Origin of the sequence: Plantactinospora alkalitolerans (assembly GCF_015690345.1) — a bacterium.
GTDB lineage: Bacteria > Actinomycetota > Actinomycetes > Mycobacteriales > Micromonosporaceae > Plantactinospora > Plantactinospora alkalitolerans.
In genome coordinates, this window is the sequence record NZ_JADPUN010000258.1 from 15,443 (window position 1) to 40,583 (window position 25,141).

20 protein-coding genes and 1 pseudogene are annotated in these 25,141 nt (G+C 71.2%); 6 read left to right on the plus strand and 15 right to left on the minus strand.

Annotation, left to right across the window (positions count from 1 at the left end; genetic code table 11):
* Nucleotides 1–66 precede the first annotated feature (66 nt).
* The 3 genes from I0C86_RS29690 to lepA all read right to left on the minus strand — a co-directional run bounded on the left by I0C86_RS29690 (nucleotide 67) and on the right by lepA (nucleotide 2,900).
* Complete coding sequence (locus tag I0C86_RS29690) at nucleotides 67–354, minus strand: GlsB/YeaQ/YmgE family stress response membrane protein (RefSeq protein WP_130461060.1); 288 nt, start codon at nucleotides 352–354, stop codon at nucleotides 67–69.
* 75 nt (nucleotides 355–429) lie between these two features.
* Nucleotides 430–1,023 (minus strand): NUDIX hydrolase, encoded by a 594-nt coding sequence (locus I0C86_RS44610; RefSeq protein ID WP_323373915.1) that lies wholly within the window; start codon nucleotides 1,021–1,023, stop codon nucleotides 430–432.
* Entirely contained in the window at nucleotides 1,020–2,900 is a 1,881-nt protein-coding gene (gene lepA, locus I0C86_RS29700) for a translation elongation factor 4 (RefSeq protein ID WP_196204623.1), read from the minus strand. The genes I0C86_RS44610 and lepA overlap by 4 nt, the downstream gene beginning before the upstream one ends.
* 303 nt (nucleotides 2,901–3,203) lie before the next feature.
* On the opposite strand from lepA, the gene I0C86_RS29705 reads away from it, so the two are divergent.
* Both I0C86_RS29705 and rpsT read left to right on the plus strand, forming a co-directional pair.
* A complete protein-coding gene (locus I0C86_RS29705) occupies nucleotides 3,204–4,187 on the plus strand; it encodes a phosphotransferase family protein (protein WP_196204624.1) in 984 nt (327 codons plus the stop codon).
* Nucleotides 4,188–4,339: 152 nt separating this feature from the next.
* A complete protein-coding gene (gene rpsT, locus I0C86_RS29710) occupies nucleotides 4,340–4,606 on the plus strand; it encodes a 30S ribosomal protein S20 (protein WP_192771709.1) in 267 nt (88 codons plus the stop codon).
* A gap of 877 nt (nucleotides 4,607–5,483) precedes the next feature.
* Here the strand turns inward: rpsT and I0C86_RS29715 are convergent.
* The 10 genes and pseudogenes from I0C86_RS29715 to pepN form a co-directional block, all read right to left on the minus strand.
* Nucleotides 5,484–5,933: pseudogene (locus tag I0C86_RS29715) on the minus strand (hypothetical protein); the annotation flags it as partial.
* Nucleotides 5,930–6,904, minus strand: coding sequence for a DNA polymerase III subunit delta (holA, locus tag I0C86_RS29720; protein WP_196204625.1), 975 nt, complete (start codon nucleotides 6,902–6,904; stop codon nucleotides 5,930–5,932). The gene holA and the pseudogene I0C86_RS29715, both read right to left, overlap by 4 nt.
* Nucleotides 6,905–7,020: 116 nt before the next feature.
* Nucleotides 7,021–9,495 (minus strand): ComEC/Rec2 family competence protein, encoded by a 2,475-nt coding sequence (locus I0C86_RS29725; protein WP_323373916.1) that lies wholly within the window; start codon nucleotides 9,493–9,495, stop codon nucleotides 7,021–7,023.
* Entirely contained in the window at nucleotides 9,492–10,259 is a 768-nt protein-coding gene (locus I0C86_RS29730) for a helix-hairpin-helix domain-containing protein (RefSeq protein WP_407676366.1), read from the minus strand. The genes I0C86_RS29725 and I0C86_RS29730 overlap by 4 nt, the downstream gene beginning before the upstream one ends.
* Before the next feature lie 301 nt (nucleotides 10,260–10,560).
* Nucleotides 10,561–11,811 (minus strand): alginate lyase family protein, encoded by a 1,251-nt coding sequence (locus tag I0C86_RS29735; protein ID WP_323373920.1) that lies wholly within the window; start codon nucleotides 11,809–11,811, stop codon nucleotides 10,561–10,563.
* 153 nt (nucleotides 11,812–11,964) lie between these two features.
* A complete protein-coding gene (locus I0C86_RS29740; protein ID WP_196204626.1) occupies nucleotides 11,965–12,810 on the minus strand; it encodes a DegV family protein in 846 nt (281 codons plus the stop codon).
* Nucleotides 12,811–12,851: 41 nt separating this feature from the next.
* The gene (locus I0C86_RS29745; RefSeq protein ID WP_196204627.1) at nucleotides 12,852–13,505 is read right to left on the minus strand and encodes a histidine phosphatase family protein; all 654 of its coding nucleotides are present in this window, start codon (nucleotides 13,503–13,505) and stop codon (nucleotides 12,852–12,854) included.
* Nucleotides 13,502–13,900, minus strand: a complete 399-nt coding sequence (rsfS, locus tag I0C86_RS29750) for a ribosome silencing factor (RefSeq protein ID WP_196204628.1) — start codon at nucleotides 13,898–13,900, stop codon at nucleotides 13,502–13,504. Before rsfS ends, I0C86_RS29745 begins: the two co-directional genes overlap by 4 nt.
* A 99-nt stretch (nucleotides 13,901–13,999) precedes the next feature.
* Nucleotides 14,000–14,596, minus strand: a complete 597-nt coding sequence (nadD, locus tag I0C86_RS29755; RefSeq protein ID WP_196204629.1) for a nicotinate-nucleotide adenylyltransferase — start codon at nucleotides 14,594–14,596, stop codon at nucleotides 14,000–14,002.
* 97 nt (nucleotides 14,597–14,693) lie between these two features.
* A complete protein-coding gene (pepN, locus tag I0C86_RS29760; RefSeq protein WP_196204630.1) occupies nucleotides 14,694–17,306 on the minus strand; it encodes an aminopeptidase N in 2,613 nt (870 codons plus the stop codon).
* A gap of 71 nt (nucleotides 17,307–17,377) precedes the next feature.
* Between pepN and I0C86_RS29765 the strand changes: the two genes are divergently transcribed.
* Nucleotides 17,378–17,596, plus strand: a complete 219-nt coding sequence (locus I0C86_RS29765) for a DUF397 domain-containing protein (RefSeq protein ID WP_101371446.1) — start codon at nucleotides 17,378–17,380, stop codon at nucleotides 17,594–17,596.
* A gap of 48 nt (nucleotides 17,597–17,644) precedes the next feature.
* On the opposite strand, the gene I0C86_RS29770 is transcribed toward I0C86_RS29765, so the two are convergent.
* The gene (locus tag I0C86_RS29770; protein WP_323373922.1) at nucleotides 17,645–18,568 is read right to left on the minus strand and encodes a polysaccharide deacetylase family protein; all 924 of its coding nucleotides are present in this window, start codon (nucleotides 18,566–18,568) and stop codon (nucleotides 17,645–17,647) included.
* 330 nt (nucleotides 18,569–18,898) lie between these two features.
* Here I0C86_RS29770 and I0C86_RS29775 point away from each other — a divergent pair, with 330 nt between their 5' ends.
* Together I0C86_RS29775 and I0C86_RS29780 are read left to right on the plus strand one after the other, a co-directional pair.
* Nucleotides 18,899–20,467, plus strand: a complete 1,569-nt coding sequence (locus I0C86_RS29775; RefSeq protein ID WP_196204631.1) for an RtcB family protein — start codon at nucleotides 18,899–18,901, stop codon at nucleotides 20,465–20,467.
* Between the two features lie 241 nt (nucleotides 20,468–20,708).
* The gene (locus I0C86_RS29780; protein ID WP_196204632.1) at nucleotides 20,709–23,432 is read left to right on the plus strand and encodes a PQQ-dependent sugar dehydrogenase; all 2,724 of its coding nucleotides are present in this window, start codon (nucleotides 20,709–20,711) and stop codon (nucleotides 23,430–23,432) included.
* A gap of 61 nt (nucleotides 23,433–23,493) precedes the next feature.
* On the opposite strand, the gene I0C86_RS29785 is transcribed toward I0C86_RS29780, so the two are convergent.
* Nucleotides 23,494–24,462 (minus strand): NAD(P)H-binding protein, encoded by a 969-nt coding sequence (locus I0C86_RS29785; RefSeq protein WP_196204633.1) that lies wholly within the window; start codon nucleotides 24,460–24,462, stop codon nucleotides 23,494–23,496.
* Nucleotides 24,463–24,543: 81 nt separating this feature from the next.
* On the opposite strand from I0C86_RS29785, the gene I0C86_RS29790 reads away from it, so the two are divergent.
* Entirely contained in the window at nucleotides 24,544–24,966 is a 423-nt protein-coding gene (locus I0C86_RS29790; protein ID WP_196204634.1) for a winged helix-turn-helix transcriptional regulator, read from the plus strand.
* Nucleotides 24,967–25,141: the final 175 nt, after the last annotated feature.

Below are 25,141 nucleotides of genomic sequence, written 5' to 3' on the forward strand. Positions count from 1 at the left end.
CCGGACAAGCACGGGGGCGCCGGACCGAGTCGGCCGGCGCCCCCCGATGCTGGGAGAGTGGAGTGCTCAGTAGCGACTCACTCGCCGACGGCGACCGACCCCGGCAACCAGAGCCACCGCCACGGCAGCCAGGACAACCTGGATCAGCAACTCCGTCCAGTCAATGCCGGGAGTCGCGGTCGCGATGCCGGCGGCGCGGGCGATGACCGTACCGAGCAGTGCGGCACCGACGCCGATGAGCATGGTCAACCAGATCGGCATGTCCTGGCGGCCCGGTACGACGAGACGACCGAGTGCGCCAATGACGAGGCCGACGATGAGCGCGGTGATGATACCCCAGACGGTGAGTTCCACGGCCGTCCTCCTTCAGATCAGTCACGTTGTCGTGGTGACAGTTAGATTCCCGAAGGGGGAAAAGCTCAAACCGACCTAGTGACCCAGACGACGCGCCGCATCCCGGATCGCCGCATCCATCGTGGCGAAGGCCAGAGGGGGTGGATCCGCCAGAGAGAACCAGGTCAGCTCGGTGGACTCGGCCGGGTCGAGCACGATCTCCCGGGCTTCCAGGGTGGCCAGAAAAAAGTTGTCGAGGACCGGCAGAAACTCGTCCTGGAACTCGTAGCTTCCGACGTACATGCCGATGAAGTCACCGAGGGTGATCTCCACGCCCAGTTCCTCGCGAGCCTCCCGTACGGCGGCCTCGGCCGGGTGCTCCCAGCCGTCACAGAATCCCCCCGGCATCTCCCACCGGCCGATCATGGGCTCCGCCGCCCGCCGGACCGCCAGAAAACGTGGCCCGGCCGGGGCGGGCGCCGGGGCCGGGTCGGGCGCCTGGGCCGGCTCGGAGGGCTGGGCCGGCGGGGCGGCCGGGTCCCGGTCGAGCACGATCAGCCCCACCGTGGGGCGGGCGTTGACGAAAAGCTGGTACCCGCAACCGGTGCAGGTCGTCGGGGCGGGTGCGGACAACGGCGTCGCGCACCGGGGGCAGAAGGAGGCGCTGGGGCCGTACCCCCGAGGGGTCACTTCTTGCCGCCCGCCTTGCCGTCGCCGGAGTCACCGGTGGAGAGCGCCGCGATGAAGGCCTCCTGGGGAACCTCGACCCGGCCCACCATCTTCATCCGCTTCTTCCCCTCCTTCTGCTTCTCCAGCAGCTTCCGCTTCCGGCTGATGTCACCGCCGTAGCACTTGGCCAGCACGTCCTTGCGAATCGCCCGGATGGTCTCCCGGGCGATCACCCGGTTGCCGATCGCCGCCTGGATCGGCACCTCGAACTGCTGTCGGGGAATCAGCTTCTGCAGTTTCGCCGCGATCGAGACGCCGTAGTTGTACGCCTTGTCCTTGTGCACGATGGCGCTGAACGCGTCGACCGGTTCGCTGTTGAGCAGGATGTCGACCTTCACCAGGTCGGACTGCTGCTCCCCGGAGGGCTCGTAGTCCAGCGAGGCATAGCCCTTGGTACGACTCTTGAGCTGGTCGAAGAAGTCGAAAATGATCTCGCCGAGCGGCAGGGTGTAGCGAAGCTCGACCCGGTCCGCGGAGAGGTAGTCCATCCCCTGGAGCGAACCGCGCCGCCCCTGGCACAGCTCCATCACCGCGCCGACGTAGTCGTTCGGGGTCAGTACGGTGGCCCGGACCACCGGCTCGTAGACCTCGGCCACCTTGCCGGTCGGGTACTCGCTCGGGTTGGTGACCGTCACCTCGGTGCCGTCCTCCAGGGCCACCCGATAGACCACGTTCGGCGCGGTCGAGATCAGGTCGAGGCCGAACTCGCGTTCCAGCCGCTCACCGATGATCTCCAGGTGCAGCAGGCCGAGGAAGCCGCAGCGGAAGCCGAAGCCGAGCGCCGCCGACGTCTCGGGCTCGTAGTTGAGCGCCGCGTCGTTGAGCTTCAGCTTGTCGAGCGCGTCCCGCAGGGCCGGGTAGTCGGAGCCGTCGATCGGGTACAGGCCCGAGTAGACCATCGGCTTCGGGTCCTTGTACCCACCGAGGGCCTCGCTCGCCGGCCGGTTGTTGATGGTGACCGTGTCACCGACCCGCGACTGCCGGACGTCCTTGACCCCGGTGATCAGGTAGCCCACCTCGCCGACGCCGAGCGCCCTGGCCTTCTCCATCTCCGGAGAGACCACGCCGAGTTCCAGCAGCTCGTGCACCGTACCGAGGGACATCATCTTGATCTTGTCGCGAGCCTCGATCCGGCCGTCGATCACCCGGACGTAGGTCACCACGCCACGGTAGACGTCGTATACCGAGTCGAAGATCATGGCGCGGGCCGGCGCATCCGCGTCGCCCACCGGCGGCTTGAACTGCCGGACGATCTCGTCGAGCAGATACTCGACGCCCTCACCCGTCTTGCCGGAGACCCGGATGCAGTCGCCCGGGTCACCTCCGATCAGGTGCGCCAACTCCTCGGCGTACTTGTCCGGCTGCGCGGCCGGCAGATCGATCTTGTTGAGCACCGGGATGATGTGGAGGTCGTTCTCCATCGCCAGGTAGAGGTTGGCCAGGGTCTGGGCCTCGATCCCCTGCGCGGCGTCGACCAGCAGGATGGCGCCCTCGCAGGCGGCCAGCGACCGGGACACCTCGTAGGTGAAGTCCACGTGCCCCGGGGTGTCGATCATGTTGAGCACGGCCTGCTCGCCCTGCCGGTCACCCTCGCGGATGGTCCACGGCATGCGGACCGCCTGGCTCTTGATCGTGATGCCGCGTTCCCGCTCGATGTCCATCCGGTCGAGATACTGGGCGCGCATCTGCCGTGGGTCGACCACGCCGGTGAGCTGCAACATCCGGTCGGCCAGCGTCGACTTGCCGTGGTCGATGTGGGCGATGATGCAGAAGTTCCGGATGCGGCCGGGGTCGGTGGCACCAGGAAGGTTCGCGCCGGGGTCGGGCGTCGGTGGCACGGCGGTCCGTTCTGCTTGGCTGACGACGATGGGCCTTCTATGTTCCCATGCCGCCCGGCGGCGCCCGGCCGTGGCCGGCGGATCACCACCGCGAGTTCGGTCACGGCCCGGCACCGAACCGGTCACCACCCGACTCGGCACCCGGCTCCCAACCGGCCGGCACCGTGCTCAGCGAGCACGGGGGCGCCCCCGCCCACGTGTCGCGCCAGCCGCCGAGCCCGCGGCGGCTGACGGAGGATGAAGCGGTCATCTCGGCGAGCCGTTGTCCGGGTACGCCATCCGGGCCAGGGCAGACTTGTCGACATGGCCGCCATCTCGGTACCGCCCCGACCGTACGACGCGACCGCCGTACGGCCCGGCTGGGCCGACCTCCCGACCGAACTGCGGACCGCGATCGCCGCCCGGCTGGGCGACAGGGTCAACTGGGCGAGCACCGCCGGTGGCGGCTTCACGCGCGGGTTTGCGGCAGTACTACAGACCGTGGCCGGGGATCGGGTCTTCGTCAAGGCAGCGTCGCTGATCGACCAGCGACACCTGAGCGACTGGTACGCACGGGAAGCCGCGATTACCGCCGTACTTCCGGCCGAGCTCGCGGTCGCCCGGCCGCGCTGGACGCTCACCGCTGCCGGTTACTTCGTGATCTGTCTGGACGCCATCGACGGGCGGATGCCCGGCCTCCCCTGGGTGCCGGCGGAACTGGACGCGACCCTGGCGGCGTACGCGACCGTCGCCGACGCGTTGCGGAAACCCCCACCCGGCCTGGTCGGGCTCGGTGCGCCCCGGCTCGACGAACTGGTCCGCGCCGATCTCGCCTGGTGGGGCGAGCTGGTCGCCGGCCGCGAGACACTGCCGAACCTGCCCGACGTCGCCCGGCACCGGTTACCCGAACTGGCCGCTCTGGAGGCCCGGTTGCCCGGGTACACCCGGAGCACGTCCATGATCCACGGCGATCTCCGGGTCGACAACGTCCTGCTCAGCGCCTCCGGTGCCGCCTGGTTCTGCGACTGGACGTGGCTCTGCTTCGGGCCCGCCTGGTTCGACCTGGCCGGTCTCCTGGTCACCGCGTACGCCAGCGGGCTCGACGCCGACGAGCTGTTCGGAAGCCATCCGGCGGCGTACGACGCACCGCCCGACGGCCTGGACGCCGCGCTCGCCGCGCTCTCCGGATACTGGCTGGTACGCGCCGCCGCCGGGCCGAGCACCGGCTCACCACACATCCGGGCGCATCAGCGGTGGAGTGCAGAGATGTCGCTCGGTTGGCTGGCCGGGCGGCAGGGATGGAGATGAGCCGTTTTGGCCTCGAAGCCGGCCACCTGGTAACGTGGCTCTTCGCGCGTGCCGACACGGCTGCGTTGTGACGTGCATAGTCGCGCCGCGCATCAAAGCAAACGGAAACCCTAGCTACCAGGCTGAGCTAGCTACCAGGACGAGGCTGTCGCGTGGCGAACATCAAGTCCCAGATCAAGCGCAACCGGCAGAACGAAAAGCGCCGGTTGCGCAACAAGTCGGTCAAGTCGTCGCTGAAGACCGCCATCCGCAAGTTCAACGAGGCCAGCGAGAGCGGAGACGCCACCAAGGCGACCGAGCTCATGCGGGACGCCTCGCGCAAGCTCGACAAGGCGGTCAGCAAGGGCGTGATCCACCAGAACCAGGCGGCGAACCGCAAGTCTGCGATCGCCAAGCGGCTGCAGTCGCTTTCCGCCTGACACAGCACCAGATACCTGACGCGTGGCCCCCGAGCCGGCTGGCTCGGGGGCCATCCGTTGTTGCTCGGGCGAGGTCGTACCGTTGCTCGCTCCGGCGTAACCGCAGCGCCGCAGGTCACTCGTAGCGGCGCTTGGCGGACTGGCGTCCGCGCTGCCGGACAGCGTCGGTCGGATCCAGCCGAACCAGCCATCGCCGTACCGGTCGCTGGTCCAGTCGCTCGCTCAGCCCTCGGTTCAGCGGCCTGCCGCTGCCGGCCCCGGGTAGGGAATCAATCTGCTGCTGGCCCTGTGGGTGCTGGCCCTGCCCCGCTGCTGCCTGCGCCCGGCCGGCATCGTTCTTTCGACCGGCCGTTCCGTCGCCGGTGTTCGGCCGGTCTCCCGCACCGGCAGTGGCAGTGGCGCACTCGTCGGCAGTGGACCGCTCGGCCACGCCGGCGGTGGCGCACTCGGCGCCGCCCGGCCGCTCGGCGCCACCTGGCCGCTCCACGCCGCCTGACCGCTCGGCGCCACCTGGCCGCTCCACGCCACCCGACCGCACCGCACCACCCGACCGCTCCACGCCACCCGACCGCTCCACGCCACCCGGCCGCTCGGCGGCAGTGGAGCGTTCGGCGGCAGTGGAGTTCGACCGCTCGGCCGCTCGCCCCGGGACCGGCGTCGGGCTGGGCCGGGACGGCACGGCGGGTGATGCGAAGTTACCACCGGCCGGCCTGGACGCGTCCGAGGTCCGGGTTCGAGCCGCGGCCTGGCTGCGGGAGCGGTTGAGGATGTCGACGGTCGGCCGGGGCAGCAGATCCTGATTCGACCGGTACCCCCGCTGGCCGCCGCGTTCCAGCCGAGCCCAGACCGCCGCGCTCATGCCCGCCGGGCGAGCCGCCGGATCGTGCCGGTTCCTAGGGTCCGGGTCGGGTGTACCGGATACCGGGCCTGCGACATCGCCCCCGTCGGGGGCGACAGCGGTCAGCGGAACGGCCCGATCCGGCTCGGTCATCATCTGCCCCGGTACGCGGGCCCGTCCGACCGCCGGCTGGATCTCCCGGCGAAAGCGCTCGCGTTCCTGGGCCGGCACCCGAGCCGCCGACCGGACCACCGCAGCGGCGACCACGTCGTTGACCTTGACCATGACAGCGACGGTTGCCGGCAGGACGAGTACCCCCCACCAGCTCACCAGCTCGGCCAGGGCGAGCAGCAGACCGAGCGCCACCGTGCCCTCGAAGTAGACGAAGCACAGCGTTCCGCCCGGATCGACGTGTCGGAGCCGGAGCACCCTGGCGTACAACGGGCGTAACCGTTCCTCCTCGACCGACATGGCCGCTGCCGACGTCATCGCGCAACGCTCGCCCTGCGGGCGGCCACGACCGCGACGACGGCACGTTCCAGCGCGTATCCCCGGTCATCGGCGCCGCCCTTGACGGCGGCGTTGCACTCGGCGGCGGCGTACATCGCGTCGGCCAGCCCTTCGGGGGACCAGCCCCGGCCGACCCGCTGCGCCTTTTCGATCTTCCATGGGGGCATGCCGAGGCTGCTCGCCAACTGGTACGCGCTGCCCCGGCCCGCCGAGCTGACCCGGGCCACCGTCCGTACCCCGTCCGCGATCGCGTCGGCGACCGGGACCGGATCCACGCCCACGTGCAGCGCCCAGCGCAGCGCCTCCAGGGCTCCGGGCAGATCACCGGCCATCGCCGCGTCGGCGACCGTGAACCCGCTGACCTCCGCACGTCCCCGGTAGTAGCGGGCAACCGTGTCGGCGCCAATCCGTCCGTCGGTGTCGGCGAGGAGCTGCGAGCAGGCGGAGGCAAGCTCGCGCAGATCGTTCCCGACCGCCGCGAGCAACGCTTCGGCCGCGTCCTCGGTGCACCGTCCACCGCCACGCCGCACCTCGTCCCGGACGAACGAGACCCGGTCGCGGTGTCCCTTCAGCTTCGTCGCCGGTACGACCTCCGCGCCCGCCGCCCGCAGTCCGTCGGCGAACGCCTTGCCCTTCGCCCCGCCGGCATGCGCCACCACCAGGTGCACCTCCGGGTCGGGATTCTTCGCGTACGACAGCAGGGCGGCGACCAGGTCCTTGCGGGCGTCCTGTCCAGCCCGGACGATCAGCACCCGCCGACCGCCGAACAGGGACGGGCCGAGCAGTTCGGCGATCTCCCCCGGATTCAACGCCGCCGCTTCGTGATCGTGTACATCGACACCCGGATCGACGGCCCTGGCCGCATCGACCGCCCCGGCGATCGCCCGGGTGGCAAGCAGTTCCTCGTCGCCGAGGACGAGCAGGACGGAAGCGAGGCTGACGGGGGTCACTAGGTCATCGTCGCATGCGGCGAGTGTCCATCGGGCCTGGTCACCCCGCTCGCTGCGGCTGACCCTGCACTTAGCGCAAATCTAGACATTTATCTTAACTCTGACATTCTTCGTCATCATCTCGACGGGTCGCCCGGGTCCAACCCTCGGACCGCAACCCCGAGCCGGCCACCGTCGAATCTGACCACCGCCACATCCCCGTCGGTATCGGTCCGCAACACCCGGACACCGGACCGGGCCAGCCGGGCGAGCACCGCGGGGTTGGGATGCCCGTAGCCGTTGTCGACCCCCACCGGTACCAGCGCCACCGCCGGCCGCACCGCGTCGAGAAACGCCGGCTCCTGGTAGGCGGATCCGTGGTGGGCGAGTTTCATCACCTCGGCCCGGAACGCGGTGGCGGGGAATCGGTCCAGCAACGCCTGCTGCTCCTCGGTCTCCGCGTCACCGGTCAGCAGAATGCTCGTGCCGCGCACCTCGGCACGCAGTACCACGGAATTGTTGTTCGGGTCCGATCGCGTGCCCCGCAGCGGATACGGCGGGCCGAGCAGGGTCAGCACCACCGGCCCGGCCGCGTACGTCCAACCCGTGCCGATCGCGCGGACCGGAACAGCCTTCGCCGCGCCCGCGTCGTGGACGGCGGCTCTGCCCTCGCCCGGCTCCAGCCAGTCCGGGGTGGCCACGAGGTCCACCCGCCGTCCCCGGAACACGCCGGCCAGCCCACCCACGTGATCGGCGTGGAAGTGACTGAGCACCAACAACGACACGACCCGCACGTCGAGCCGGCGCAGGCATCGGTCGACGGCGACCGGATCAGGACCGGCGTCCACCACCACCGCCTGCCCGGCCCCGATCGGCAGCACCAGGCTGTCGCCCTGACCCACCGCACAGGCCACGATCACCCAGCCCGTCGGCGGCCAGCCGGTCGCGACGAGCCGCACCGGCAGCGCACCGACGACCACCGCGACCGTGACCACCGCGACCAGCCGGCGGACGAGCGGCCGGCGGGCGGCCACCAGGAGTGCGACCGTCAGCAGTCCGAGCAGCAGGCCACCGGCCACCCCGTCCAGCCAGGGCAGCGTGCCGGCCGGCAACCGCGCACCATGCCGGGCCACCAGGACCAGCCACCATGCCGGCCACCCGCCGAGCCAGGCGACGGCCTCGGCGCCCGCCGCCCAGAACGGGGACAGCACTGCCGCGGTCACCCCGAGCACCGTCGCCGGAGCGACCGCCGGAACGGCGAGCAGGTTCGCCGGTACGGCCACCAGGCTGATCGTCCCGGACAGGCCCGCCACCACAGGTGAGCAGGCGAGCTGCGCCGCCGCGGGGATGGCCAGCGCCTCGGCCGCCCCCGCCGGCACGCCCCGGCGGCGCAGGGCGTCCCGCCAACGTGGCGCGAGCAGCAGAAGCCCACCGGTGGCCAGTACGGACAGCGCGAACCCGGCATCGCCGGCCAGCTCCGGGTCGACGACGACCAGCACCGTCACCGCGCCAGCCAGGGCCGGCAACGCGGCCCGGGGTCGTCCGGCGGCCAACGCCGCCAGACCGATCGCGCCCATCGTCGCGGCCCGGACCACGCTCGGCGAAGGGCGGACCAGTATCACGAATCCGACCAGGGCAATCCCACACAGGCCGGCGGAGAGCCACGGTCCGGCCCGGGCCCAACGAGCCAGCAACAACACCAAGCCGACGACTATCGCCACATTCGATCCGGACACCGCGGTGAGGTGGGTCATTCCGGTGGTCCGGAAGTCGTCCTCGACGGCCGGCTCCAGTCGGCTCGTGTCTCCGACCACCAGGCCCGGCAGCAGCCCGCCCGGTTCGCGCGGCAACGGCGCGCAGGCGCGCTGCAACCCGGTCCGCAACGAGCCGGCGGTCCGCTGTGCCCAGGACGGTTCGCCACGTAACAGCGGCGGGGTACCGACCGTCAGCACGGCGGCGGTGAGGTCTCCCCCACGCGAGGCGGCGAGCCTGCCGGTGGCCGTCAGCCGCTGGCCCGGCAACACCCGCCGCCAGCCGGCATCGCTGGCCAGCACGAGAATCCGTACCGGTGCCCTGATCCGACCCTGTTCGGGTCCCTGGAGCCAGTCGAGCCGGGTCGAGAGCAGATACATCGCCGGACGGCCGGCGGCTCCGGCGACTGGTCGCGGATCATCCCGTACCACCAGTGCAGCAGTGACCCGGGCTCGGGCGTCGGCCAGTCGACCGATCGGGGTGGCGTCCCGTACGCCGAGCCGGGTGGCCGTGACCACGCTGCCGCAGAGCACCCCGAGCAGCACCGAGACGACCACCCACCCGTACCGCTCCGGCCCGTACCGCTCCAGACTCTCCCGCTCCGGCCCGTACCGCTCCAGACTCTCCCGCTCCGGCCCGTACCGCTCCAGACTCTCCCGCTCCAGCCTGTACGACTTCGGAGCCTGCCGCTTCCTCCCGGGCGGAGGACGACGGATCAGCCGGTACGAGAGGGCGAGCAGCGCCATCGTGGCCACAGCAGCGATCAGCAACGCCGCCGTGGCGTCCAGGAGGAGCGCGGCCAGTGCGGACAGCCAGGTTCCGATGGCGAGTCCGGCCAGCCGCAGATCGGGAGAAGTCACACCGTCACCAGATCCTTCAGGTCCTCGTACCGGGCGTCACCGATGCCGTTGACCTGTCGCAGGTCGCCTACCGAACGGAAGCCGCCATGCTGCTCCCGGTGCGTCACGATGCGCTGGGCGAGTACCGGGCCCACCCCGGGCAGGGCATCGAGTTGCGCCACGGTGGCGGTGTTGAGGTTGACCTTTCCGCCGACCGCTCCGGCGGGAGCCTCGGCCGACCCGGCGCCGGCCGGTGCCGCTCCCGGCGGTGGCGTCACCCCCACCAGGAGAAGTTCGCCGTCCGTCACGCGGCGGGCGAGGTTGAGCAGGGAGACGTCGACCCCCGGCAGTGGACCACCGGCGGACTCGAGCGCGTCGGCCACCCGCGCGCCGGCAGGCAGTCGTACCAGACCCGGCCGGCGCACCTTGCCAGCCACCGCGACCACCACCTCGGCGCCGGCCGCGACGGGCCCGGCACCACCCGCGTCCGGCCCGGCACCACCCGCGACGGGCCCCGAGCCCGACGGCGTCGAGAGTGCGGAGGACCCCGGGGACGGCCCGACGGACGACGAGACCGGTTCCGTGCGCGGGCGGGACGTCCACGCCCAGCCTGCCGCACCGAGCACGACCACGAGGGCCACCACCGCGATCGCCCTGACTCCGCGCCGCCCAGGATCGAAGGCGCCTGGCCCCGTCAGCCGGGCCGGCGCGGCCACGTCGGCCGCCGGATCCTCGTTCTCGGGCCGGCCGGGACGACGAGGGGACCGTTCCGACGTCGACGACACGTCGTCGTCGGGTAGCCGAACACCCCCTCCGGGGGACCGGACATCGTCACCAGACGGCCAGCCGTCGCCTTCGGTTGCCCAGCTGTCACCTCCGGACGCGCCGGCGGCCGGAGTTACGGCCTGCGAGGCGCGCCCGCCGAGCAGCCGGAAGAGCCGCTGCCGCACCACTGCTTCCTCGTCGGACACGCGGCGAAGCTAGCCAACGGCGTACGGGACAGGAGGGCCGGACGTCCACGGCTGTGGACAACCAGCCCTCCTGTGGAAAATGCCCTGATCATGTCTGTCTATGCTATGGCTGGCCTCAGTTCGGGTTGCTGCCGTGGGTCAGGGTCTCCCAGGCCACGAAGAGGTGGTTCGTGCCCGCCGGTCGCTGCCGTTCGGTGAGTTGCCCAGTCCTGGTCATCGCGATGCCCCGTCGGTTGTTCAGCGCGTTGAAGGCGACCTCTGTGACCGGGCCGAGCCCCAGGGTCAGGCTGCCTCCGCAGAGCGAGGGCGGCACGGCGTCACCCAGTTCGTACTTCGCGTGGAAGCCCAACGCGTGACGCAGCCGGTCCTGGATCTCCGGATAGATGTCCTGGCCCTGGTGCCGGAGCGTCTCCGCGACGTGGGAGATCGCCGATATGCCGTACCCGGTGTGGGTGAAGTCGCGGCAGGTCTCCTGGGAGAGTCCGTCGGAGAACTGCTGCTGCCCGTGCCAGTACGACACCACCTCCGTCCGGGTGTCGATGCTGCTGCCGACCGGGCCGCGCGGGTAGGCGCCGTCGGTGGTCAGGTAGAGGAAGGCCGGCAGCCGGTCGCGGAACTTGGCCACCGCCCGGTCGTAACTGGCCCGGTCCTCGAGGAACACCGAGATCCCGAGCGCGGCCTCCATCATGCTCAGTTCCCAGTTGCCGTTACTGGTCGCGTTGCCGTTGATGATCTCGGGCAGGTAGACGTCGCGCAGCATGGTGCCGAACCGGTTCACGCCGGTCGAGGACCAACCGCCGTACGTGTAGCGGATGATCTCCGCCGCCCGGGGCCAGCTCGACGCCGCCCAGGCGGTCTGCAACGGTGCGTTGCTGTTGGTGTGGTCCCGGATCGTCGCCGACCAGGCGTCCATGATCTGGATCGCCTTCTCCGCGTACCGGCTGTCTCCGCCCACGTACCAGGCCAGCGCGAGGGTGTACGCGGCCAGCGCGTCCTGCCGTTCGTCCGTACATCCGTTGTTGGGGTTGGAGTACGAGCCGCACTCCACAATGGCGCGTGGTTTCGGCGTACGGGACAGCGAGGCGAAGGCGCTCGCCATCATCTGGTCGTAGGCGCCCTTCCAGGGTTGCGCTCCGGCGCTCACCCGGGACCGGACGAAGTCGAGCTGTGGACGGCTGACCAGTACGCCAGGGTGGGTGAACGCGGCGGGTGCGGCGATCCGCCGCTCCGCCACCTGCGACACGGGTGCGGCGGCGGCCGCCGAAGCCGGGCCGGCACCGGAGTGCGGGACGACCACGGTGGTCAGCAACAGCACGCCGACGGCGACCGCCCGGGGCATCGGGACATGGAGACGTGACCTGGACACGGCGCTCCTCCTGCTAGGACACACGAGGCTTCGGAAAGAACCCTTAGGAAGCTTTCCTAACCAATAGGACCATCCAGATCGACTCCAGTCAACGCCTTGAGGTGTTAAGAAGGGGCCCTTCCTATACAAAAAGCGATAAGAGGGGGCCCTTCCTTACACCCGGTGCACGACGACGCAGGCCAGGCCGGGGCCGGCGTGTGCGGCGATCACCGCACCGGCCTCGGTGACGTACGTGGCTCGCAGCCGGGCGCCGAGCCGCGAGCGCAGCGCCTCGGCGAGACCGGCCGCCCGCTGGGGTACGGCGAGATGGTGCAGGGCGATGTCGACCTCGTCCTGCCCGGCCGCCTCCACGGCGAGGTCGACCAGCCGGGCGAGCCCCCGGCCGGAGGTACGGACCCGGTCCCGCAGGACGATGGCGCCGTCCACGACGTGCAGGATCGGCTTCACCGACAGGGCCGTGCCGAGCAGCGCCTCAGCGGCGTTGACCCGGCCGCCCCGACGCAGGAACTCCAGGGTGTCGACGTAGAAGAAGGTGCTGGTCCGCTCGATGGCGTCGATCGCCGCTCGGCGTACCTCGGGCAGCCCGGCTCCCAGCGCGGCGGACGCGGTGGCGGCCAGCGCCGGAAAGCCGAGTCCCATTCCGGTCGACCGGGCGTCGACGACGCTGACCCGTTCGCCCAGTTCGGCCGCTGCGAGCCGGGCCGCTTCGACGGTGCCGGACAGTTCCGCCGACAGGTGTACCGAGAGCACTCCGGTCGCACCGCCCGCCAGCAACTGCCGGTACGTGCGGGCGAACTGTTCCGGTGCCGGCCGCGAGGTGCTCACCGACACCCGCCGACCACCCAGCGCCCGGGCGGCGTCCTCGGGGAAGACGTCGACGCCCTCCTGGCCCTCTACTCCGTCGAGGACGACGGCGAGCGGTACCACGGTGAGCCGGTTCCGCTCGACCAGGTCGGCCGGCAGGTAGGCGGTGGAGTCGGTGACGACCGCGACGGGCATGCCGGCACGGTAGCCGATCGCGCGGGCGGAGGGAGAGCGCGTCAGATGGCGGCGGGTGGCGGGTGGTCGAGACCGGCACCCGGGCCGCCGTGGGCGATCAGCCCGACGTTGTGTCCACGCAACTGCCAACCACGTACGTCGTCGTGCCGCAGTTCGGTCCAGTGGCAGTTGTTGAGGGACCCGACGGAGCGCAGCACGGTCGAGTCCCAGCCGAGCAGATAGCCGCAGCCCTGCCGCGCACCGCCGCCGTGGGTCGCCACCACGATCGTGCCGCCCGGTACGGCGTCGGCGGCGTCCTGGAGTGCCGTGCCGACCCGCTTGCCGAGTTCGTCGAGGCTCTCCACCTCGCAGCCGGGATCCTGCTCACCGGCCCGCCAGCGGGCGTGCTCGGCGGGGAACCGCTGCGCCACCTCGGTCATGGTGAGTCCCTGCCACTGCCCGTAGTAGCGCTCCCGCAGCCGGGGGTCCGTCCGGACCGGCAGCCCGGTCAGCGCGACCAGGGCCGCGGCGGTGTCGGCGGCCCGGCGCAGGTCACTGGCGACGATCACCGTGGGTCGCAGCGCGGCGAGCAACGGCGCGGCGCTCGCGGCCTGTTCCCGGCCGAGGTCGTTCAGCGATATGTCGAGCTGTCCCTGCACCCGGTTGGCGGCGTTCCAGTCGGTGTTGCCGTGCCGCCAGACGATCAGCCGGGTCATTCGGCGATGCCCGCCTCGGCTTCCACCAGGTCCCGGTCCACGAACGGGATCGTCGGGCAGTCCTTCCACAACCGGTCGAGCGAGTAGAACTCGCGCTCCTCGGTGTGTTGGACGTGGACCACCACGTCGACGTAGTCGAGCAGCACCCAACGGCCCGCCCGTTCGCCCTCGCGGCGGACCGGCTTCGCCTTCTCCGGCAGGCCGAGCAGGGCTTCCTCGATCGCGTCCACGATCGCGGTCACCTGGCGCTCGTTCGGCGCGGAGGCGAGCAGGAACACGTCGGTGATCGCGAGCTGCTCCCCCACGTCGATGATGACGATGTCCTGCGCCTTCTTGTCGGCGGCGGCCTGCGCGGCGACCGTTGCCAGCTCGCGGGCGCGTTCGGAAACTGTCACCATTCTCCTTCGATCAACCGTCAGACTCTCCTAGCCTCTCACACGGCGGCACGGTACGGCCCGGCGGTTAACGAACAGCGAGCATCAAACCGGGCGAAATCACCCCTGGTACAGCCGACGTTTGGCGATGTACTGCACCACACCGTCCGGCACCAGGTACCAGACCGGCTCCCCGGCGGCCACCCGGTTGCGGCAGTTGGTCGACGAGATGGCCATCGCCGGCACCTCCACCAGGCTCACCGTGTCGGCCGGCAGGTGCGCGGCGGAGAGTTCGAAACCGGGCCGGGTCACCCCGATGAAGTGGGCCAATTCGAACATCTGGTCGAGATCCTTCCAAGAGAGGATCTTCTCCAGTGCGTCGGCGCCGGTGATGAAGAACAGTTGGACCTTCGGGCCGTACTCGGCGTGCAGGTCCCGGAGGGTGTCGACGGTGTAGGTCGGGCCACCCCGGTCGATGTCGGCCCGACTGACCTGGAACCGTGGGTTCGAGGCGGTGGCGATGACGGTCATCAGGTAGCGGTCCTCGGCCGAGCTGACCGGTTCGTCCGCCTTCTGCCACGGCTGTCCGGTGGGCACGAAGACCACCTCGTCCAGCGCGAACCGGTCGGCCACCTCGCTCGCGGCGACAAGGTGCCCGTGGTGGATCGGATCGAAGGTTCCCCCCATGATCCCGATCCGCCGGATGTCGTCCTCCACGCCTTGATCGTAGGCTGGTCACGCCCCTCGATCTCCCGGACATGAGCCAGATCGCATTTCCCGGCGGGCGGAGGCACCCCGGGCCGAACCGGCCGGATTACCGGGCGACGGCCCGGGAGAGGGTCCGGGAGAGCAGGGCCCGGCGTAGATCGTCGTCCGCGTCGGTGACCACCCGGCGCAGACCGGCCGGCAGGTCGTCCCGGGCCAGCAACGCGGCGGCCAGTTCCCGGGTCCGCCCGGCCACGGCGTACCGGGGATAGGCCAGCCCGGCCACCTGGTCGGCCACCCAGGGGGTACGTCGACGCGCCGCCTCCGGCATCTCGGCGAAGTAGCGCTCCACATAGGAGGCGGTCAGCTCGGTCTGCTCTGGTTGCCAGAACCCGGTCGCATTGGCCTCCAGCAGTCGATTGGACAGCGTCGTGTCGCCCGTGACGACCTGCCAGACCCGGCCCTTGGCGTCCGGGTCGGGCAGCGCGGCCCGGCAGGTCGCCGCCCGCTCCGCCCCGGTGGCGCTCGGGTCGGCGGCCTGCTCGGCGGCGATCTCGGGTTCGCCGACGGCACCGAGTACGGCCAGCCGGCGCAGCACCGCCCAGCGCAGCTCGGCGTCGACCACGAGCCCGTCCGGAACGTGTTCGCCGGCCAGCCATCCCGCCAGCAGGGCGGTGTCGACCGTGGCCCCGATCAGGCCCCGCACGGCGGCGAGCTGGCGCGAACTGCCGGGCGGCGCCGCCGCCAGCAACCGGTCACAGGCGCCCGCCAACTGCTCCTGCGCGGCCGCCCGGACGTCCGGATCGAGGTACCGGTCGAGCAGCGGACGGGTCCGGTTCAACACGTCCCGCACGACGATCAGTTCCGGCTCGGCCGGCAGGGCCGCCACGATCAGCGCCACCAGGTCCGAGACCGGGCGCTCTCCGTCGGTCACCGCGTCCAGCGTCTCGCTCCAGAGCAGCGCCCGGGCCAGCGGATCGGACAGGCCGGGCAGGGCCAGCGGTACGGCCGCGGCCGATCCGTCGTCCAGCCGTACCTTGGCGAAGGTCAGGTCCCCGTCGTTCGGCAGCAGCAGTCGGGCCGCCGGCTGGCCGGTCAACTGGTCGAGCACGGTCCGCCCGCCGTCGACGAGCGGGTCGAGGTCCACCTCTATCCGACGCCGCAACCGGATCCCCGACCCGGTACCGGCAGAACCGTCGCCGTTGCCGGCACCGTTGCCGGCACCGGCGGTGTCACCAGTGCCGGCGGTGTCGGCGAGGTCGGCGAGGTCGTAGAGGCCGACGGCGATCCGGTGCGGGCGCAGCAGCGGATATCCCGACGGCGCGGTCTGCACGACGGCGACCTCGGCGTAGTGCCCGTCGTCGCGCAGCCGTACCTCGGCACGCAGGGTGTTCAGCTGTGGCTGCCGCAGCCAGACCTCGGCCCAGCCGGTCAGGTCCCGGCCGCTGCTCGCCGAGAGCGCCGCCAGCAGGTCGGCCAGGGTGGCGTTGCCGAACCGGTGGGTGGCGAAGAAGCCACGCAACCCGGCCAGGAACGCCTCGTCGCCGAGCCACGCCACGAGCTGGCGGAGCACCGAGGCACCCTTGGCGTACGAGATCCCGTCGAGGTTGGGCAACGCCTCGGCGACGTCGGAGACCTCGGACGGCGCCACCGGATGGGTCGACGGACGCTGGTCGGCGGCGTACCCCCAGGCCTTGCGGCGGAGCGCGAACGTCGTCCACGCCGAGCCGAACCTGGTCGCCTCGGCCGTCACCCGGGTCCCGAAGTACTCGGCGAACGACTCGTTCAGCCACAGGTCGTCCCACCAGCGCAGGGTGACCAGGTCGCCGAACCACATGTGCGCCATCTCGTGCGCGATGGTGTTCGCCCGCTGTTCCCGTTCGGCGTCGGTGACCACGGACCGGTGCAGGTAGTCGTCCCGGAACGTGACCAGACCGGGGTTCTCCATCGCGCCCATGTTGAACTCCGGCACGAACGCCTGGTCGTACTTGCCGAACGGGTAGCGCACCTCGAACAGCTCGTGCAGCCGGTCGAGGCACTGCCGGGTGACCGTGAAGATCTCGTCCGCGTCCCGGTCCAGGTACCCGGCGAGGGAGCGGCGGCAGTAGACAGCGAGCGGAATGCCGTCGTGCTCGCCGCGCAGCACGTGGTACGGCCCGGCGATCAGCGACACGACGTAGGTGGCCAGCGGCGGGGTCGCGGCGAACTCCCACCTCCCCGGCGCCGGGGAGGCGGCGAGTTCGCCGTTGCCGGCCACCGTCCAGTCCGTCGGCGCGACGACCGAGAGGGTCACCGGCGCCTTCAGGTCGGGCTGGTCGAAGCAGGCGAAGATCCGCTGGGCGTTGTCGATGGCCGACATCGCGTACAGGTAGGTGCTTCCGTCGGCCGGGTCGACGAACCGGTGCAGCCCCTCCCCGGCGTTCGAGTACGCCATCTCCGCCTCGACGACCAGCGTGTTGTCGGCGAGCAGCCCGGTCAGGGCGAACTGGTTGTCGTCCAGCGCGGCCGGATCCAGTTCGGTGCCGTTGAGCCGTACGCCGAGGAGTCTGGCCGGTCTGACCTCGACGAACGTGGCGGCGTCCGGGGTGGCGGACCGGAACCGGATGCTGGTGACGGACCGGAACCCGGCCTCACCGCCGGTCAGATCCAACTCGATGTCGTACGACTCGACGGTGAGCAGTGCGGCGCGTTCCGTCGCAGCTACCCGGCTCAGGCTCGGCATCCGCATATCCTGCACGATGGGTCCGCGGACGGCTGGAGTCCGGGCCGAACCTGTGTATGGAGGAACCGAAGATGGCGCAGCACCCCAAGGGCGATTTCGACCTTTCGCGCGCCGTGTGGCAACGCGCCGAGGGCGACGATTCGGAGGGCGCGGTGGAGATCGCGTTCGTCGACGACCTGATCGGCATGCGCAACTCCGCCGAGCCGGACGGGCCGGTGCTGGTCTTCACCCAGGCCGAGTGGGACGCGTTCGTGGCCGGTGCCCAGGACGGCGAGTTCGACCTCGACTGAACGACCCGCCCCGGGCCACCGGCGGCGGGTGGGCGGTTGACCGGTCGCTCAGCGGACGTAGTCCCCGAGCAGGGCCGGCGTCAGCCCTGCGGCGTGGATGGCGGTCAACGCGGCGATGAAGTCGTCGACGAACCGCTCCCGGAAGTGCATCAGGATGATGTCCCCGGCGCGCACTCGACGGCCCTCCTGGTAGCGGACCTTCCCCTTGTCCACGGTCTCCTTCCAGAAGAACGCCGCCTTCATGCCGCAGTCCCGGGTCGCCCGCAGCGTGGTGGCGTCCTTGTTGCCACCCGGCGGCCGGAACAGCACGGGGCGGCGGCCGTACCACTGCGCGAGCTGGTCGGCCGACCCGCAGATCTCTCGTCGCTGCGTCGCGTACGACTTGCCCCGCAACCCCTGGTGGGTGATGGTGTGCGCCTCGATGACGACGTTGGCCGGAAACCGCCGGAAGTAGTCGGGGTCGTCCTTGATGGCGTTGACGGTGAGGAAGAGCGTCACCGGCACGTGCGCGTCGAGGAGCAGTTGCCGGAACTCGGGGTTCTTGATCCAGCCGTCGTCGATGGTCAGGAACGCCACCGGCTGGGTGGTGGGGATGCGGCTGTACCAGCCCGCCTCCGCTCCGGCCGGCACGGTCACCGGCTTCGGGATCGGAGCGTCCGCGAAGCGCGGCACTCTGGCCGCGTACGGGCCGGTCGGGCCGGTCGGGGTGGGCGCGCCCGGGGTGGTCACGTCCGGGATGGGCATATCCGGGTTGCGCACGCCCGGGGTGGCGGCCGCGACGCCACCGGACGGGTGGGCCGGTTCGCCGCCCCGGCAGCCGCTCAGGCCGGCGAGGAGCGCCACCAGTACGGTGCCGACGATCAGCGGCACGCCCGCACGTAGCCGCCGGTCAGCGTGCCGGTCCGGGCCACCGTTTCCGCTGCTCGGATGCCCCGCCACCATCCCGAGGAAGCGAATTTCGTTCACACTCACCCGCCGACCCTAGGCCGGTGGATCGCCCGCACCAAGCGAGGGCCGTCATCACGAGGTAGACGAAACCCCTGGTAGACCGGGGGGTCACCCGGTGTAGCGCCGACCTGGCGACGAGCGCTGCCGAACGCGCCGGGCAGCCGCCGGTCCCGGCGGGCTTATCCGATTGCCGCCCGTGCGGCCGGACATCTACCCTGATCTTGACCTCGCGGCTGCTGAACCGTCGAGCACCACAACCGGATATCGCGGGACCCGTCCCGCCACCGCCCGCACGCGCCGACGCGCGTGTCGATGACGCGTCTCCCCTCGCAGCAGCTCCGAAAGGCCCCAGCCATGCCCGCACAAGCGGCCAAAAGGCCCGATCCACGCCTGGTCAGAGTCGACGACTCCTGGCTCACCCTGCCCAACCCGTCCGGAATACCCGTCGACATCTGCGCCGGGCCGGACGTACCGATCGAGTCCGTGGCGATCGACGAACTTCTCACCGTGCTGGAAACCGCCGACACGCTGCGGAGCCTCGCGCACGCCACCCCGGGACTCGACGCCGAACCCCGGATCGACCGGGTCGTCTGCACCCCGGACTTCCACAAGGGCGCCGGCATCCCGATCGGCACCGTACTGCGGACGACCGGCGCCCTGATCCCGCAGGCGGTCGGGAACGACATCAACTGCGGGATGCGGGTGGAGGCCACCTCGGTCACCGTCGACCAGATCCGTCCCCACCTCGACCGACTGGAGCGGCGGCTGCGGCACCTCTTCTTCGAGGGTGGCCGGCGGATCGGCCTCACCGCCCGGCAGCGCGAAGGGCTGCTCCGCGAAGGACTCCCCGGCCTGCTCGCCGACGACGTACCGGCCGGGTCCGGTGCCGGGAGCGCGGACCGTGCCGGGGCCGCCGGTGGCGCGTGGCTCCAGGTCGGTCCCGACGACCTGACCGACCTGGACGGCCGGCTGCACTCCAGCGGTTATCCGGTCTCCTCCGCCGACGGGTTCCGCGACTGGATCACCAGCGGTGGTGGCACCAGCTACGACAGCATCATCGGCAGCGTCGGCGGCGGCAACCACTTCGCCGAGCTGCAGTACGTCTCGGCGGTGCACGACGGCGCGGCGGCGTACGCCTGGGGCCTGGCTCCCGGCCAGGTGGTGCTGATGGTGCACAGCGGTTCGCTCTCGCTCGGCCACCAGGCCAACGCCACCGGCCGGGACCAGGCGAGGGCGGCCTGGCCACGCGCGGTGCCGACGCCCCGGAACCGGATCCTGCCGATGCTGCTCGACGAGGCGTCCGCCCCCGGACGGCAGCGGTACCTGACCGCGTTCGCCAACGCCGCGAACTTCGCCCTCGGCAACCGGTTCTTCCTGGCGCTGATGCTGCGGGCCGGTCTGGCCAGCATCGTCGGCGAACTCCGGTCCCGGCAGGTGTACGACGCACCGCACAACCTGATGTGGCCGGAGCCGGACGGCAGCGTGCTGCACCGCAAGGGCGCCACCCCGGCGGCCGGAGCCGGCGGCGCCGGTCAACGCCCGATCGACCTGTACGGGGAGCCGGTCATCGTGCCCGGCTCGATGGGCGCGCCCAGTCACCTGCTCCGGGGGCTCGGTAACACCCGCGCACTGACCAGCGCCTGCCACGGCGCCGGACGCAGCATCCCCCGGGGTGCGGCGGCCCGGGGCGGCGACGCCGAACTGGACGCGTTCCTGCGGGAGTTCCGGGTGGTGACCCCGCTGGACCACCGCGATCCGGCGGTGGCCGCCCGGCGGGACATCGTCGACGCGTGGCGGCGCGACCTGAAGCAGGAGGCGCCGTGGGCGTACAAGGAGGTCGGCGCCGTCGTCGACAGCCTGCGCCGGGCCGACGTCGCCGAACCGGTGGTCGAACTCCGGCCGATCCTGACCGTCAAGGGCTGACCGGAGATCCGACCGGTCGGGCAGGGCCGTTTCGCCCGACCGGTCGGCCACTCTCCGATGATCCGGCTAGGCGGTGCGTCAGGTCCGGGGGACATCATCCACATTGATGTGCGACGCGCCGTTAGCCCGTAGTCACGAGATGCTAACTCCGGGCGTGACGGGAGTGCTCTCCGTCGCCGGTCCCCCTAGCGTGACAGATCCTTTGTGCACTTGGAGCTGCGCCAAGTTGGGGGAAAGCGGCATGCCATCACCCGCACAACCGTCATCGATCACATCCGTACTCCGTACCGGTCTCGTGGTCGGCCTGCTGGCGGCGCTGACCGCGCCGATCTCCGGTGCGGCGCCCGCCGCCGCGGTGGTGCTACCCACCGGATTCCAGGAACAGGTCGTGTTCACCGGCCTCAACCAGCCGACCAACATCGAGTTCTCCCCGGACGGCCGCGTCTTCGTCGCCGAGAAGGGCGGCCGGATCAAGGTGTACGACGACCTCGCCGACACCACCGCGACCGTCTTCGCCGACCTGTCGACGAACGTGCACAACCAGCACGACCGAGGGCTGCTCGGCCTGGCCCTGCATCCGAACTTTCCCACCCAGCCGTACGTCTACGTGCTCTACGCGTACGACGCGCCGCCCGGCCAGACCGCCCCGTACTGGAACGACAACTGCGCCTCCGTCGGCGGCACCAACGGCGGCCGGTGCATCGTCACCGGTCGGCTCTCCCGGCTGACCGCCTCCGGCGACACGATGACCGGAACGGAACAGGTGCTCGTCTCCGACTGGTGCCAGCAGTGGGCCAGCCACGCCACCGGCGACCTGCAGTTCGGCGCCGACGGCATGCTCTACGCGACCGCCGGGGACGGGGCCAGTTACGACCTGGTCGACTACGGCCAACTGGGCACCCCGGCGAATCCCTGTGCCGATCCGCCGGGCGGGACGATGACGCCGCCGACCGCCGAGGGCGGAGCGCTGCGTTCACAGGACCTGCGGACCACCGCCGACCCGACCAGCCTGGACGGTACGGTGCTGCGGCTGGACCCGGCGACCGGCGCCGCCGCCCCGGGCAACCCGGGCGCGGCCAGCGCCGACCTCAACACCCGGCGGATCGTCGCGCAGGGGCTGCGCAATCCGTACCGGTTCACCATCCGACCCGGCACCAACGAGGTGTGGCTCGGTGACGTGGGCTGGACCCGCTGGGAGGAGGTCAACCGGCTGGTCGAGCCGACTGCGGGTGTCGCCAACTTCGGCTGGCCCTGCTACGAGGGAACGGCCCGGCAGAGCGGGTACGACAGCGCCAACCTCGACCTCTGCGAGACCCTCTACACCGGCGCCGGGCAGACCGCACCGTTCTACACCTACGACCACGCCGCCCGGGTCGTCGACGGGGAAGCCTGCCCGACCGGAAGTTCCTCCGTCTCCGGGGCCGCGTTCTACCCCGCCTCCGGCGGCAGTTATCCGGCCGAGTACTCCGGCGCGCTGTTCTTCTCCGACTACAGCCGGGACTGCATCTGGGCGATGATGCCCAGCGCACCGGGTGGGCTGCCGGTGGCGACCAGCCGGCGTACCTTCGGCAGCGCCGCCGCGAACCCGGTCGACCTGGCGATGGGTCCGGGCGGAGACCTCTACTACGTCGACCACGCCGGATCGGTACGCCGGATCCGGTACTTCCCGGGCAACCAGCCACCGGTCGCGTCGATCGCCGCCTCGCCCACCTCCGGTACGGCGCCGCTGACCGTGAACTTCGACGGCACCGGCTCCTCCGACGCGGACCCGGCCGACGCGGGTCGACTCCGCTACGAGTGGGACTTCACCAACGACGGCACCGTCGACGCCACCACCGCCACGGCCTCGTACACCTATCCGGCCGGCGGCCCCTACACCGCCCGGCTGACCGTCTACGACACCCTGAACGCCTCGGCCACCAAGACGGTGCCGATCCAGACCGGCAACAGCATGCCGACCGCGGTGATCGACACCCCGGCGGAGGGCTTCACCTGGGCGGTCAACGATCCGATCAGCTTCACCGGGCACGCGACCGACCCCGACCAGGGCACCCTGCCGGGCAGCGCGCTGCACTGGCGGATGCTGCTGCACCACTGCTACACCCTCGACAACTGCCACACCCACAGCCTGCAGGACTTCACCGGGACCAGCGGCAGCATGCTCGGCCCCGACCACGAGTATCCGTCCTATCTGGAGCTGGTGCTGACCGCCACCGACAGTGGCGGCCTGGCACACAGCACCAGCATCCGACTCGACCCGAAGACCGTGAACCTGACCTTCAACTCCAGCCCGTCCGGCCTGCAACTGGCGTTCGGCTCGGGCGCCCAGGCCACGCCGTTCACCCGTACCGTCATCCAGGGGTCGAGCAACACGGTCAGTGCGGTCACCCCGCAGAGCCTCGGCGGCGTCCCGTACGTCTACGGCTCCTGGTCCGACGGCGGGGCCCAGACCCATGTGATCACCGCCCCGGCCACCTCCACCAGCTACACCGCCAACTACAACCCGCAGTCGGGCAGCACCCGGCTGGCGCAGTCCCAGTGGTCCGTGGCCGGGGCGGACAGCCAGGAGACGCTCCTGGTCAACGGCCGGGCCAACAACGTCCGGGACGGCAGCTCGTCGTCGATCTGGCACACCCAGCGGTTGCTGTCCAACCCAGCCCACCCGCACTGGATCGACATCGACCTGACCACCACCCGGACCGTCAACCGGCTGTACTACCTGCCCCGGCAGGGCTCCAACACCGCCGGTCGGATCACCGGATACGAGGTGTACGTCTCCGCCAACCGCACCAGCTGGGGCAGTCCGGTGGCGACCGGCACCTTCCCGAACAGCGCCGCCGAGCAGACGGTGACGATTCCGCCGACGAGTGGCCGGTACATCCGGCTCCGCGCCCTCGGCGAGGTCAGCGGTAACCGCTGGACCTCGGTCGCCGAACTCAACGTCGGGGTGGTGCCCACCGGCTGACCTCGACCGGCATCCCGGTGACCAGGCAGTACGCGGTTCGTGGCCGAACCTCGCGGTCTGGTCACCGGGATCCGGCCGTCCCGCCCCGGTGCGAACGGCCGGATCGAAGCACGTCGGCGACCAGGTCCGGGGCGGATCGGGGCGCGGCGCCGAGCAGAGCAGGCAGATCGGTCTCCGGTTGCTCCAGCAGTTGCGCGTGAAGGTTCGAGAAGATCGAGAGCGTGTGTGTGACCTGGTACGCCGGCAGTCCGGCGCCGGCCAGGGCGGTGCGGGCGGCAGCCAGCGACGTGCTCTCGTACCGGATCCCGCCGCCCGCTCGGTGATCACCGAGTGCACCGGTGCGGAGCACATCCGTGAGCGTTGCCGCGATCTCGTTCCCACCGAGGGCGGTGACCCCGGCGAGTTCGTACGTACGCCCCGCATGCCGGGCCGGCGCGACGCCGTCACCGGACGACGCCGCCAGGTCGGCGTGGGCCTCGACGGCGACCCGGGCCGCGACATCGGCGAGATCCTCGCGGGCGACGACCGACATCCGACCCTGCCCCCATGGTGCCGCGAAGACACCGCCGGCGACGGCGTGGTCGACGGCCGGCAGCGCCAGCCCCGCCAGCAGCTCCGCGTACAACCCGTTGCGCAGGACGGTGACCTCGAACGGCGCCTCGGCGAGGCGGGCCTCGGTCCAGCGGTGCGGCAGCGCGATGGTGAGGCGATCACCCGAGCCGACCAGGCTGGTGTAGATCACGTGACGGACACCGGTCTCGGTCGCGGCCCGGACCACCGCGCCGTGCCGGGCGAGCACCTCGTCGTCCTCGCCGTAGCCGGCCGAGACGAAGACCAGGACGTCGACACCGGTGAAGGCGTCGACCAGGGTGGCCGGCTCGTCGAAGTCGACCCGCCGCACAGGTACGGTGCCGGGGCGGGCGGTGGCCGCCACGCGGGTACCGCCCACCACCGGCAGGCCGGGGACCGTGGCGAGTCGGTCGAGGATCAGGCCGCCGAGCGCGCCCGAGACACCGGTGACGAGAATCATGGAGGTACCCCCTGCTGTGGTGCGGTGTGCTGACCCCGCCAGCGTCGCTACCGTTGACCACGGCCGTAAGGAGGCACTTCCATGTCCGTCGGGCACACCGGCATAACCTCCCAGGTCAGTCCGCCCGCGCCGGTCGGGCCCTGTGGCGAGGGTGACTGTGGCATCCGGGACGTCCTGGACCGGATCGGCGACCGGTGGACCGTGCTGGTCCTCGTCGAGCTGTCCAAGGGAGTACGGCGGTTCCGCGAGTTGCAGCGGGCGATCCCCGGCATCTCGCAGCGAATGCTGACCCTGACGACCCGCCGGCTCTGCCGTGACGGCCTCGTCGAGCGGACCGCCTACCCGACCATCCCACCGCAGGTCGACTACCGGTTGACCGCCGTGGGGCGGAGCCTGGCGGACACCGTGTTCGGCCTCGCCGACTGGTCCGCCGCGCACAAGGACACGATCGCCGCGGCCCGGCAGCGCTGGGACGCCGAGCATCCGAGCGGGCAGCCGGACTAGCCTCAACGCCGTTCAAGCGCCCGTACGGCCCGGTGTCCCTGCTACCGTGGAGGCATGCGGATCACCCTGAACGGTTGGTGGGCCCCCTGACGGGCGGCCATCGCATCCGCGTACCCGAATTCAGCAACGGCCGCCCTCCGGGGCGGCCGTTTCGCATGCGCTCACCCGGAGGCGG